The 12,916-nt window shown below is 70.8% G+C and carries 9 protein-coding genes; 2 read left to right on the forward strand and 7 right to left on the reverse strand.

Annotated elements, in window-relative coordinates; all coding sequences use genetic code 11:
- Positions 1–71 precede the first annotated feature (71 nt).
- The 7 genes from kdsA to bpln_RS12780 all read right to left on the reverse strand — a co-directional run bounded on the left by kdsA (position 72) and on the right by bpln_RS12780 (position 9,612).
- Positions 72–926, reverse strand: coding sequence for a 3-deoxy-8-phosphooctulonate synthase (gene kdsA / locus bpln_RS12750; protein ID WP_055138983.1), 855 nt, complete (start codon positions 924–926; stop codon positions 72–74).
- Positions 923–2,584 carry a CTP synthase gene (locus bpln_RS12755; protein ID WP_055138984.1) on the reverse strand — a complete coding sequence of 554 codons (1,662 nt, stop codon included), beginning with the start codon at positions 2,582–2,584 and terminating at the stop codon, positions 923–925. The genes kdsA and bpln_RS12755 overlap by 4 nt, the downstream gene beginning before the upstream one ends.
- 308 nt (positions 2,585–2,892) lie before the next feature.
- Positions 2,893–3,705, reverse strand: coding sequence for an alpha/beta fold hydrolase (locus bpln_RS12760; protein ID WP_042625467.1), 813 nt, complete (start codon positions 3,703–3,705; stop codon positions 2,893–2,895).
- A 233-nt stretch (positions 3,706–3,938) separates the two neighbouring features.
- Positions 3,939–6,578 (reverse strand): DNA internalization-related competence protein ComEC/Rec2, encoded by a 2,640-nt coding sequence (locus tag bpln_RS12765; RefSeq protein ID WP_055138985.1) that lies wholly within the window; start codon positions 6,576–6,578, stop codon positions 3,939–3,941.
- 245 nt (positions 6,579–6,823) lie between these two features.
- Positions 6,824–7,612 carry a TatD family hydrolase gene (locus bpln_RS12770; protein ID WP_042625469.1) on the reverse strand — a complete coding sequence of 263 codons (789 nt, stop codon included), beginning with the start codon at positions 7,610–7,612 and terminating at the stop codon, positions 6,824–6,826.
- A 4-nt stretch (positions 7,613–7,616) separates the two neighbouring features.
- Positions 7,617–8,366, reverse strand: coding sequence for a lipoprotein-releasing ABC transporter ATP-binding protein LolD (lolD, locus tag bpln_RS12775; RefSeq protein WP_042625470.1), 750 nt, complete (start codon positions 8,364–8,366; stop codon positions 7,617–7,619).
- Positions 8,359–9,612, reverse strand: coding sequence for a lipoprotein-releasing ABC transporter permease subunit (locus bpln_RS12780; RefSeq protein ID WP_042625471.1), 1,254 nt, complete (start codon positions 9,610–9,612; stop codon positions 8,359–8,361). Before bpln_RS12780 ends, lolD begins: the two co-directional genes overlap by 8 nt.
- A gap of 335 nt (positions 9,613–9,947) precedes the next feature.
- Between bpln_RS12780 and bpln_RS12785 the strand changes: the two genes are divergently transcribed.
- Both bpln_RS12785 and recJ read left to right on the forward strand, forming a co-directional pair.
- The gene (locus bpln_RS12785; RefSeq protein ID WP_055138986.1) at positions 9,948–11,054 is read left to right on the forward strand and encodes a hypothetical protein; all 1,107 of its coding nucleotides are present in this window, start codon (positions 9,948–9,950) and stop codon (positions 11,052–11,054) included.
- Positions 11,055–11,063: 9 nt separating this feature from the next.
- Positions 11,064–12,758, forward strand: a complete 1,695-nt coding sequence (recJ, locus tag bpln_RS12790) for a single-stranded-DNA-specific exonuclease RecJ (RefSeq protein ID WP_042625473.1) — start codon at positions 11,064–11,066, stop codon at positions 12,756–12,758.
- Positions 12,759–12,916: the final 158 nt, after the last annotated feature.

The following is a 12,916-nucleotide window of genomic DNA, read 5'->3' on the forward strand; positions in this document are numbered from 1 at the left end:
CCGTCTTGATGGCTGTGACGGCGAAGCGGACCCTTGCTACAGACGCCCGCACTCGCCGCCAAGTTCATGCATTAGTTGAAATCGTTTTCCAGGAACGGCGTGCGCTTGACGGCCGCGTCGAGCGTGACGAGCGTCTCGAGCAGCGCGGCCATGCGATTGAGCGGCACCGCGTTCGGGCCGTCGGACTTCGCTTCGGCCGGATTCGGGTGGGTCTCCATGAACAGCCCGGCCACGCCCGTGGCCACCGCCGCGCGCGCAAGCACCGGCACGAATTCGCGCTGGCCGCCCGAGCTGGTGCCCTGCCCGCCCGGCAGCTGCACCGAATGGGTTGCGTCGAACACCACCGGCGCGCCCGTCTCGCGCATGATCGCGAGCGACCGCATGTCCGACACGAGATTGTTGTAGCCGAACGAAACGCCGCGCTCGCAGGCGAAGAAGCGGTCTTCCGAGAGCCCCGCTTCGCGCGCCGCGTCACGGGCCTTGTCGATCACGTTCTTCATGTCGTGCGGCGCGAGGAACTGGCCCTTCTTGATGTTGACGGGCTTGCCCGAGCGCGCGCAGGCCTGGATGAAATCGGTCTGGCGGCACAGGAAGGCCGGCGTCTGCAGCACGTCGACGACCGACGCGACCGCGTCGATCTCCTCGATCGCGTGGACGTCGGTCAGCACCGGCAGGCCGAGCTGGCGCTTGACCTCGGACAGGATGCGCAGCCCCTCGTCCATGCCGAGCCCGCGGAACGACTTGCCGGAGCTGCGGTTCGCCTTGTCGTAGGACGACTTGTAGATGAACGGCACGTTCAGCTTCGCGCAGATTTCCTTGAGCCGGCCCGCCGTGTCGATCGTCATCTGCTCCGATTCGACCACGCAGGTGCCGGCGATCAGGAAGAACGGCCGGTCGAGGCCGACTTCGAAATCGCCCAGTTTCATGCTTTCACTCCGGCACGCGCCTGCTGGCCAGCCAGCGCGGCTTCGACGAACGACTTGAAGAGGGGATGGCCGTCACGCGGCGTGGACGTGAATTCCGGGTGGAACTGCACGCCGACGAACCACGGGTGCATCGAGCGCGGCAGTTCCATCATTTCCGGCAGATCCTCGCTCGGCGTGCGCGCGCTGATCACGAGGCCGCCCGCTTCCAGCTGCGGCACGAAGCGGTTGTTCACTTCGTAGCGGTGGCGGTGACGCTCGTTGACGTCGGTGCCGTAGATTTCCTGCGCGAGGGTGCCGGCCTTGATCGGGCAGCGCTGCGAACCGAGCCGCATGGTGCCGCCCAGGTCCGACTCCTCGGTGCGCTTCTCGACCTTGCCTTCGCGGTCGTACCACTCGGTGATCAGCGCGACCACGCGGTTCGGCGTGTTCGGATCGAACTCGGTGCTGTTCGCGTCGGCCAGGCCGACCACGTCGCGCGCGAATTCGATCACCGCGAGCTGCATGCCGAGGCAGATGCCGAGGTACGGCACCTTCGCCTCGCGCGCATGGCGGATCGCCGCGATCTTGCCTTCCGTGCCGCGCCGGCCGAAGCCGCCCGGCACCAGCACCGCGTCGAGATGCTTGAGGCTGTCGACGCCGTTCGCCTCGATCTCCTCGGAGTCGAGATACTGGATGTTGACCTTCGTCGAGGTGTGGATCGACGCGTGGCGCAGGGCTTCGATCAGCGACTTGTACGATTCGGTCAGCTCGACGTACTTGCCGACCATGCCAATCGTCACTTCGTGGCGCGGATTCTCGAGCTTGTCGACGAGGCCCGCCCACATGCTCAGGTCGGCGTCCTTCGGCGAGAGCTTCAGCTCTTCGCAGATGATCTTGTCGAGGCCCTGGTCGTGCAGCATCTGCGGAATCTTGTAGATGCTGTCGACGTCCCACACCGAGATCACGGCGTCTTCGGGCACGTTCGAGAACAGCGAGATCTTCTTCGATTCGTCGTCGGGGATGCGGCGGTCCGCACGGCACAGCAGCACGTGCGGCAGGATGCCGATCTCGCGCAGCTTCTGCACGCTGTGCTGGGTCGGCTTGGTCTTCAGTTCGCCGGCGGTGGCGATGTACGGCACCAGCGTCAGGTGTACGAAGCAGGCGCTGTTGCGGCCCATGCGCAGGCTCATCTGGCGCGCGGCCTCGAGGAACGGCAGCGATTCGATGTCGCCGACCGTGCCGCCGATCTCGACGATCGCCACGTCGGGCTCGCCGCAGGTCGCCGACGCGGCGCCGCGCTCGATGAACGCCTGGATCTCGTTCGTGATGTGCGGAATCACCTGGACCGTCTTGCCCAGGTAGTCGCCACGGCGCTCCTTGCGGATCACCGACTCGTAGATCTGACCGGTCGTGAAGTTGTTGGCCTTGCGCATCTTCGTGCTGATGAAGCGCTCATAGTGGCCGAGGTCGAGGTCCGTCTCCGCGCCGTCTTCCGTCACGAACACTTCGCCGTGCTGGAACGGGCTCATCGTGCCGGGGTCGACATTGATGTACGGATCGAGCTTGAGGAGGGTGACTTTGAGACCGCGCGATTCGAGGATCGCGGCGAGAGAAGCGGCGGCAATACCCTTGCCGAGTGAAGACACTACGCCGCCGGTGACGAAAACATATTTGGTCATCGCTGGATGCTCGCGGGAAAAACGGATTATACCGTAAAGGCCGCCCATCCCTCATCAATTGTAGGTCGATCCCACCCTATCCACACGCACCGCCGGCGCGGCGCCGAATGCGTCGCGCGGGGCGCCGGGCGGCCTGCCGGCGCGGTGGTGGCGGCACCGATCTGCCGCGCGCCGCGCCGGTATCTTGCCGGCTCGGCCGTGTCCGGGCAGACACTGCCCAGGCGCCTCGCGGGAGTCGAGGCGCGGCCGGTCGATGCCGGCCGCCTCCATGCACCTCCACGCGCCAGGTCCGCGTCACCGCGCGCGGCTCACGCGCCGCCTTGGGCCGTGCGCAGCGTATTCAGCATCCGCTGCAGGGCGCGGACCGTCTCGATCGGCCGCTCCATCGGGAACAGATGCGAGCCTTCGAGCCATTCGATGCGGCCGTGCGTGACGCGGCGCGTGGCGTCGAGGCCGACCTGCCGTACTTCGCGCGACCGCGTGCCGGCCAGGAATCCGACCGGCACCGGCGCGCCGTGGGCGAGCCGCGCGCCGAGCGTATGCGGCAGGGTCCGGTAGATCATGTATTCGATGTCGCGCTCGAACGCGAGGCGCCGCTCGCCCGACGGATCGACCTGCGGAATGCCGTAGTCGATGTAGTCGGCCAGCATGCGTTCGTCCCAGCGCGCGAAGGCCGGCTTCTCGTGGAAGTGCTTCCAGGCGGCGTCGCGGCTCGGCCAGTGGGTGCGCCGCGTGCGCGTGGCGGCGGCCGGCGAAAGCCGTTCGTCGAGCCCCGTCCACTGGCTCACGCGCAGCAGGCTGCTGCGCCAGCCCGCGATCACCGGCGAATCGAGCATCACCACGCCCTTCACCCACTGCGGCTTCTTCAGCGCCGCCATCAGCGACAGGTAACCGCCGAGCGAATGGCCGACCAGCCAGACCGGACGCGTGTACTGGCGGCCGACCTCGGCGAGCAGTTCCTCGACCAGATGCGGCCAGTCGCGCGTCACCGGATAGCGGCGGTCATGGCCGATCCGTTCGAGATGGCGGATCTCGTAGTGATCGGCGAGTTCGGCGAACAGCGTCCGGTAGGTCGACGCGGGAAAGCCGTTCGCGTGCGAGAAATGGAGGATGTCCTTCAAGACGGCGGGGTCTCCTGTTTCCGTGGCCGTGCGCGTGGGGCCGCACGCGCCGTTGCCAGCGAGCATAGCGCGTCCCGGCGGCCCGGTCGCCGCATGGGCCGCCGATTCGCGCCGGATCCCATGCCCGGTTTTCGAAACGACCGGATAAGCGATTGATTTATATCGCTTCGCCGCCGCGGCGGACGCTTCGACGGTTCCCTCTACTCGGGTGCCGTCGCGGCCCGCGCGGCGCGTCAGCGTTCCATCCAGTAACGGCGATGCGTGGTTCGATAGCGCTCGATGCGCAGTTCGCCGCCTGCCTTCCCCTCCATGCCGGTCTCGCCGAGCATCGTGCTGACCTCGCCGTCGCGGTCGCTGCGCGCGAGCGGGATGCCGCGCGCGACGAAGCGCGCCCAGACGGTCGGATGCGGATGCCCGAACGGGTTCGCGTAGCCGAGCGGGAACCACGCGCTGCGGGGCGCGACCGCGTCGACGAACGGCTCCGACGACGAGGTCCGGCTGCCGTGGTGCGGCACCACCAGCACGTCGGCCGAGAGATTCGCGCGAGCGCCGGCCAGCAGCGCCCGCTCGGCGCCGCGCTCGATGTCGCCGGTCAAGAGCGCCGCCTGGCCGCCGGCCGAGACGCGCAACACGCAGGACTGCGCGTTCGACGGCCCCGACCGCGGGCCGCCGCGCGGCCACAGCACCGCGAACGTGACGCCGTCCCAGCGCCAGCGCTGCCCGGCCGCGCAGACCAGACGGTCGCGCACGCCGCGTTCGCGCGCGAGCCGCCACAGGCCGTTGTCGCGCGGCAGGCCGCCGGTCAGCTGGCGCACCCGCAGCGCCTCGAGCACGGCGACCGCGCCGCCGGCGTGATCGGCGTCCGGATGGCTGATCATCAGCGTATCGAGCATGCGGATGCCGCGCGAGCGCAGGTATGGCACGACCACGCGCTCGCCCGCGTGCGTCGACTCGGCGCCGGGGCCGGCATCGAACACGAGTACGTGACGCGCGGTCTCGACCACCGCGGACAGGCCCTGCCCGACGTCGAGCAGGGTCAGCCGGAACGCGCCGGGCGGCGGCGCCTGCGACGGCGGCAGCACGAACGGCAAACAGGCCAGCGGCGCCGCGCAGCGCAGCGGCCAGCCGCGCGGCATCAGCGCCCAGCCCGCGCCGACGCAGGCCGCCGCGAGCGCGGGCCAGCCCGGCGCCGGCATCCACAGCATCGTGCGCCCGTCCATGCCGGCCGCGTCAAAACCGGCGAACAGCACGGCGAGCAGCGCCCGCGCGGCATGGAACGCCAACGCGTCGAGCGGCGCCGGCAGGATCATGCCGATCAGCACCAGCGGCGTGACGAGCGAACTCACCCAGGGGATCGCGATGGCGTTCGCCGGCGCGCCGCCGAGCGGAATCTGGCCGAACCAGACGACCGTCAACGGCGCGAGCCCGAGCGTCACCGCATACTGGACGCGCGCGCCCTCGACGAGGCGATGGCCGGCGCGGCGCAGGCGTTCGAACAGCGCGCGCGTCCCGGCCCGCATGGCAGTGGCCGACGCCGGACGGGCGCGCGACGCGGCCGGTGTCGGTGCTGCCGGCCGCGTCGCCACATTCGCCGTTCCAGCCGCCCTCGCAGCACGCCTTGCACCCTTGGCCGCCCTTGCGTGCAGCGACGCTTCGCCGATGTCGTCGAGATCGGACTCGCCGCGGCGTGCCCGTCGCACCCGCCGCCCCGACACCGCGAACAGGATCACCCCCACCGCGCCGAACGACAGCCAGAGGCCCGGCGCGAGGACGGCCCACGGGTCCGCGATCAGCACGCAGCCTAGCGCGAACGCGAGCGTGGTGGACGGCGCGATGGTCCGTCCGCTCAAATAGGCGACGCAGGCCGCCGTCAGCATCCACCACGCGCGCTGCGCCGGCACGTTGAACCCGGCGAGCGCGGCATAGGCTCCCGCCGCGCAGACGGCCACGCAGGCCCCCGCGTACTGCGCCGGCAACACCAGCGGCAACGCGCGGCCGCGCAACGAGGCGCGCCGCCACAGCGCCGCCGCGAACCAGCCCGCGAGCCCGCCGACGAGGCTGATGTGCAGCCCCGAGATCGCGACCAGATGGCTCGTGCCGGTGGCGCGCAGCACTTGCCAGTCGGCGTCGGGGATGTCGTCCTGCGCGCCGATCGCGAGCGCGATGACGATCCCCGCATGCGGCGCGCCGCCGAGCACCGCGCGGATCCGCTCGCGCAGCGCGAAGCGCAGCCGGTCGACGGCCGCGCGCGGCGTATGTAGCCCCATATGCAACCGTGTATCGAGGCGCGTCGCGAGACGAGGCGCCGACACATAGCCGAGCGCACGGATGCCGTTCGCGAGCCAGCCCGCCTCCGCGTCGCGCCCGCCCTGGTTTGCGTAGCCGTGCGGACGCTTCAGCCGCACCGTCAGGCGCCAGCGCTCGCCGGGCCGCATCACGGGCGGCGCCGGCTGCCGGCCGCGCGCGATCCACGACAGGCGCAGCCGCGCCGGAAACCGCGCGAGCCCGGCATCGTTGCCGTCGACGTCAAGCAGGAAGCGCAGGCCCGTTTCATCGCGCGCCGGCAGGCCATGCACGACGCCGGTCACGACGATGTCGCGCCGCTCCCATTCGAGCGGCAGCGAATCGGCGAGCCGCCAGTGCGCGCGCACGGCGGCATACGTGAACCCGACCAGCACCGCGAGCACCAGCATCGCCGCACCTGCGGCCCACCGCATCGTGCGCCGGCCTGCGGCGCGCCGCCAGCGCCACGACGCGGCGGCCAGCACCGCGCAGGCCGCCGCCACGGCCGTCATCCCGAACGCATCCGGCAGCACGGCCTGCCGCTGCAACAGCACGACGCCGAGCGCGAACGCGAACCAGCCTTCCCGCATCGCGCCTCCCGTCCCGCGCGCCGCGACGGCGACGCATCGTGCGAACCATTATGCAGACGATCGAACGCGCAGGGCCGGCATCGCCCACGCGCTAGCCGAACGGGATAGCGATCGACAGCGTAGTGCGGCGGCGCCGCCGCATCGCGCAAGCGTGCAACGACGCAACGCGCGAAACAGGAAGAATCAGGGAGGAGGAGGAAGAAAGCAGGAACAGCCCGGCAAGCGCCCTACACCGCGCGCCGCACTCAGTCCGGCACGCCGCCCAGACGCGGCAGCGCCGCATGCGCGTTCGCCGAGGTCGCGCGCGCGATCGCCTCGGCCTCGCTGCCGCGCAGCGCGGCGATCGTCTCGCCGATGCGCGGCACCTGATCGGGCGTGTTGCGCTGCTTGTAGCGCCACTCGGGAGCGATGTCGGGCGCATCGGTCTCCATCACCAGCGCCTCCAGCGGCAGCTGTTCCGCGAGCCGCCGGATCTGCCGCGCGCGCTCGAACGTCACGTTGCCGCCGAAGCCGAGATGCAGCCCGTGCGCGATGAACGCCTCGGCCTGCTGGAAGCTGCCGTTGAACGCGTGCGCGATGCCGCGCTGCACGCCGAAGCGGCGCAGCCCGGCCAGCACGCGGTCCTGCGACTTGCGCACATGGCAGAGCACCGGCAGGTCGAACTCGCGCGCGAGCTTCAGCTGCTCGTAATAGAAATGTTCCTGGCGCGGATTGTCGAGCCCGTCGACGAAGTAATCGAGGCCGATCTCGCCGATCGCGACGAAGCGCGGATCGTCGAGGCTCGCCTCGATCTCCATACGCAGCCGGTCGAGATCCTCGTCGCGCGCGGCGGGCGTGAACAGCGGATGGATGCCGAGCGCGTAGCTGCCGCCAGCGGTGCGATGCGCGAGTTCGCGCACCACCTCGAAATTGCCGCGCCCGACGCTCGGGATCACGATGCCCGACACGCCCGCCGCCCGCGCCGCGCCCGCCACCGCGTCGCGGTCGGCGTCGAATTCACCGGCGTCGAGATGGCAGTGCGTATCGATCCACATGGCCTCAGGCCGGCACGGCCGGCTCCTCGTGCAGCACGCCGTCGCGCAGCCGCAGGATGCGGTCGCAGCGCGCCGCCAGCTCCGGATCGTGCGTGACGATCACGAAGCTCGTGTCGAGCGTGCGCGACAGTTCGAGCATCAGGTTGAACACGTGATCGGCGGTGCTGCCGTCGAGGTTGCCGGTCGGCTCGTCGGCCAGCACGCAGGCCGGCTTCGTGACGAGCGCGCGCGCCACCGCCACGCGCTGCCGCTCGCCGCCAGACAGTTCACCGGGACGATGCTTCGCGCGATGGCCGAGGCCCACGCGCTCGAGCATGTCCTGCGCGTGATGACGCGCCTCGGCCGTGGTCAACCGGCGGATCCGCAACGGCATCGCGACGTTGTCGAGCGCCGAGAATTCCGGCAGCAGATGATGGAACTGATAGACGAAGCCGAGCGCGCGATTGCGCAGCTCGTTGCGCTCGCGCTCGGCGAGTCGCGTGAACGGCTTGCCGAGCAGCGACACCTCGCCCGTGCCCGGCTCGTCGAGCCCGCCCAGCACGTGCAGCAGCGTGCTCTTGCCGGAGCCCGAGGCGCCCACGATCGCGAGCTTCTCGCCGCGATGCACGGTGACCGAGGCGCTCGCCAGCACGCGCACGTCGAGCCCGCCCTGGCCGAACGACTTGGTGATGCCGCTTGCCTCGAGCACGACTTCGCGCGCGCCGGGCCGATGGTTGTTCTGGTTCATTGCCTGTTCCACGATTCGGTCATTCATAGCGCAGCGCCTCGGCCGGACGCACCTTCGCGGCGCGCCAGCTCGGATAGAGCGTGGCCACGGCCGACAGCGCGAACGCGATCACGCCGATCCGGATCACGTCGCCCGCGACGAGTTCCGACGGCAGCTCGCTGATGAAGTAGACCGACGGCGGCAGGAACTGCACGCCGAACGCATGCTCGACCATCGGGATCAGCCACGGGATGCTCCAGGCGATCAGGCTGCCGAGCGCGACGCCCGAGAGCGTGCCGATGAAGCCCACCGTCACGCCCTGCACCACGAAGATCTTCATGATCGAACCCGGCTGCGCGCCGAGCGTGCGCAGGATCGCGATGTCGGCCTGCTTGTTGGTGACCGTCATCACCAGCGACGAGACGAGATTGAACGCGGCCACCGCGATGATCAGCGTCAGGATGATGAACATCATGCGCTTCTCGATCTTCACGGCCGAGAACCAGGTCTTGTTCTGCTGGGTCCAGTCGCGGATGTAGAGCTCGCCCGACAGCGAATGCGAGAGCTCCACCGCCACCTGCGGCGCGCGCTGCATGTCCTTCAGGCGCAGCCGCACACCGGTCGGCGCGGGCAGGCGGAACAGCGTCTGCGCGTCCTGGATGTCGATCATCGCGAGCGTGCTGTCGTATTCGTAATGCCCCGACTCGAATATGCCCACCACCGTGAACTGCTTCAGGCGCGGCAGCATGCCGGCCGGCGTGATGGTGCCTTCGGGCGCGACCAGCGTGACCTTGTCGCCGACCGTCACGCCGAGATTGCTGGCGAGCGCGGTGCCGAGCACGATGCCGAAGCCGCCCGGCTGCAGCGCCGCGAGCGAACCGGCCCGCATGTCCTTGCCGACGTCCGACACCTGCGGTTCGAGCGTGGGCTCGACGCCGCGCAGCAGCACGCCACTCACGGCGTCCTGGCGCGTCAGCAACGCCTGTGCCTCGACGTAGGGCGCGCTGCCGATCACCTCGGGATTGCGGCGCGCTTCGCTGGCGGTCAGCTGCCAGTCCGGCATCGAGCCGGTCGGCGAGAAGATCTCGACGTGCGCGAGCACCGACAGCATGCGGTCGCGCACCTGGGTCTGGAAGCCGTTCATCACCGACAGCACGACGATCAGCGCCGCGACGCCGAGCGCGATGCCGAGCATCGACACGGCCGCGATGAACGAGATGAAACCGTTGCCGGTCGTGCGTTTGCCGGCACGCGTATAGCGCCAGCCGATCTGCCATTCATACGGGAGTTTCAAGCGGGTCCTTTTCACTGGTTGCGGCGGCCGCGGAAGGCCGGCGGCGCGTTCCGGCACGCGGCGATGCGCCGGGGCGGCACCGGCACGCGGCATCACCGATCACGCGCGAAGTTTGCCACACATTGCTTAACCATCCCTGAAAAAGCGCCGGGTCGGCGAGGCGCATCGGACGCGCGCCGATACGCCGGACAGAAGACCGGACGTCAGGCCGGATGTCGGGCCGGGCAGCGCGCCGCCGCGCCGCGACCGGCGGCCGTTCCCGCCTGTCCTCCGGTGCCGCGCCGTGGATGCGCGGCGCGCGATCGGAGCCGCCCGAACCAGCCGTTTGGCCTACAATGCGCACCATCATGCGTGCCCACCCTCCCCCCCGTCGCCTCCATTTCCTGCTGCCGTTCGCCCTGCCGTCCGCCGCCGACGCGGCCACCTCGCTGCGCGATCTGGCGAGCCCCGCGCTGGCCGCGCTGTTGGCCCGCGCGCGCCTCGTCGAGCGGATGCCGGGCGAGGATTTCCAGCGCACGCTGCCGCACGAGCGCTGGCTCGCGGCGCGCTTCGGCGCGATCGACGGCCACGCGGCCGACGAGGCGCCGCTCGCTCCCTACATGCTGCTCGCCGACGGCGGCACGCCCGGCGACACGCCGTGGGCCTGCGTGCAGCCGGTCCACGTGCAGATCGCGACCGACCATCTGGTGCTGATAGACCCGACCTCGCTGGAACTGCCCGAGGCCGAGGCGGCGACGCTGCTCGCGATCGCGCGCCCGCTCGTCGAGGAACTCGGGGTACGGCTGCAGGCGCCGGACCCGCGCCGCTGGTATCTGTCGAGCGAGGCGCTCGCGGCGCTGGCCGGCGCCGCGCCGCTGCGCGCGAGCGGCCGCAACATCGAGATCTGGCTGCCGCATGAGGCGAAGACGGGCGAACGCTCGCGGCTCTGGATGAAACTGCAGAACGAGGTGCAGATGGCCTGGTTCGGACACCCCGTCAACGAGGCCCGCGAAGCGCGCGGCCAGTTCAGCGCGAACTCGATCTGGTTCCACGGGCAGGGCACGCTGCGGCCCGTCACGAGCCCGTTCGCGCGCGTGCTGTCGAGCGCCTGCGCGACGCGCGGGCTCGCGCTCGCGGCGCGCGTGCCGGCCGCCGCGCCGCCGGCCGCGTTCGGCGCGCTCGATGCGTCCGGCACCGCCGGCGACGACGAACGCGCCACGCTGATCGAGCTCGACCCGCTCACCGTGCCGTTCATCCAGCAGGACTGGTACGGCTGGCGCGCGGCGCTCGACGCGCTCGAGCGCGACTGGTTCGCGCCCGCGCTCGACGCGCTGCGCACGGGCGAACTGCGCGAACTCTCGCTCACGCTCTGCGGCGACACCGGCTCGACCACGCTCGTCGTGACGCGCGGCGAGCTCCGCAAATTCTGGCGGCGCCGCGCGCTCGCCTCCCTGTTCGAATAACCACATCGCATGACCCGAATCGTCACCCGCCGCGCCTCTCCCGCCGACGCCGAAGCGCTCGCGCGCCACGGCCTGCATCCCGTGCTCGCCCGCCTCTACGCGGCGCGCGGCGTCACCTGCCCCGAGGACATCGAGACCACGCTCGCGCGGCTCGTGCCGCCCGGCGGCCTGAAGGGTTGCGACGACGCCGCCGCGCTGCTGGCCGACGCGCTCGCCGCCGGCAAGCGGATGCTGGTGGTGGCCGACTACGACTGCGACGGCGCGACCGCCTGCGCGGTAGCGGTGCGCGGGCTGCGCATGCTCGGCGCGACGATCGACTATCTGGTGCCGAACCGCTTCGAGTACGGCTACGGCCTCACGCCCGAGATCGTCAAGCTCGCCGCGGCGCGCAAGCCCGAACTGCTGATCACGGTCGACAACGGCATCGCCAGCGTCGACGGCGTGGCCGCCGCCAACGCGCTCGGCATCGACGTGCTGGTGACCGACCACCACCTGCCCGGCAGCACGCTGCCGGCCGCACGCGCGATCGTCAACCCGAACCAGCCCGGCTGCACGTTCCCGAGCAAGCACATCGCCGGCGTCGGCGTGATGTTCTACGTGCTGCTCGCGCTGCGCGCCGAGCTGCGCCGCCGCAACGCGTTCGACGCCTCACGCCCCGAGCCGCGCCTCGACGGCCTGCTCGACCTGGTCGCGCTCGGCACCGTGGCCGACGTGGTGCGCCTCGACGGCAACAACCGCGTGCTGGTCGCGCAGGGCCTGCAGCGGATCCGCAACGGCCGCATGCAGCCCGGCATCGCCGCGCTGTTCCGCGCCGCCGCGCGCGAGGCGCGCACCGCCTCGGGGTTCGACCTCGGCTTCGGCCTCGGGCCGCGCCTGAACGCGGCGGGCCGGCTCTCGGACATGTCGCTCGGCATCGAATGCCTGACCACCGACGACGCCGGCCGCGCCTGGGATCTGGCGCAGCAACTCGACACCATGAACCGCGAGCGCCGCGAGATCGAGGCCGGCATGCAGCAGCAGGCGCTGGCCGACCTGGCCGGCGTCGATCCGGCCGAGGCGGCCACCATCACGCTGTTCAATCCCGACTGGCACCAGGGCGTGATCGGCATCGTAGCGGGTCGGCTCAAGGAGAAGTTCCACCGGCCGTCGTTCACGTTCGCGCACGCCGACGACAGCGGCGCGCGCGTGAAGGGCTCGGGCCGCTCGATCCCGGGCTTCCATCTGCGCGACGCGCTCGACCTCGTCTCGAAGCGCGAGCCGGACCTGCTCGTCACGTTCGGCGGCCACGCGATGGCGGCCGGCGTCACGCTCGAAACGCACAAGGTGCCGCGCTTCGCGGCCGCGTTCGAGGCGGTGGCGCGCGAATGGCTGTCCGCCGACGCGCTCGCGCGCGTGGTCGAAACCGACGGCGACCTCGAGGACGCCTATTTCACGCCGCAGTTCGTCGAGCTGATCGACGCGGCCGTCTGGGGGCAGGGCTTTCCGGCCCCGCTGTTCTCGGGCGAGTTCGAGGTCGCCTCGCAGGCGCTCGTCAAGGACAAGCACCTGAAGCTGCAGCTGACGCGCGGCCGCCAGCGCTTCGGCGCGATCTGGTTCAACCACACCGAGCCGCTGCCGGCGCGCGCGACGGTCGCCTACCGGCTCTCGGCCGACACCTGGAACGGCGTCACGCGCGTGCAGCTGATCGTCGAACACGCGGCCTGAGCAGACGCGAAAGAGGCGGGAGCGCCGGCGAAGCGCGGCGGGCGAAACGGCGCTTCGGCCGAGGGGACGATCCGCTCTCCCCACGCACGGGCTGGAACGCACGCGCCCGGCCCCGATAAGGGCCCGCCGCCGCTGTTCATACCCGATTTTCCACCACG

The sequence above is a fragment of the Burkholderia plantarii genome (genome assembly GCF_001411805.1).
In the GTDB taxonomy this organism is placed as follows: domain Bacteria; phylum Pseudomonadota; class Gammaproteobacteria; order Burkholderiales; family Burkholderiaceae; genus Burkholderia; species Burkholderia plantarii.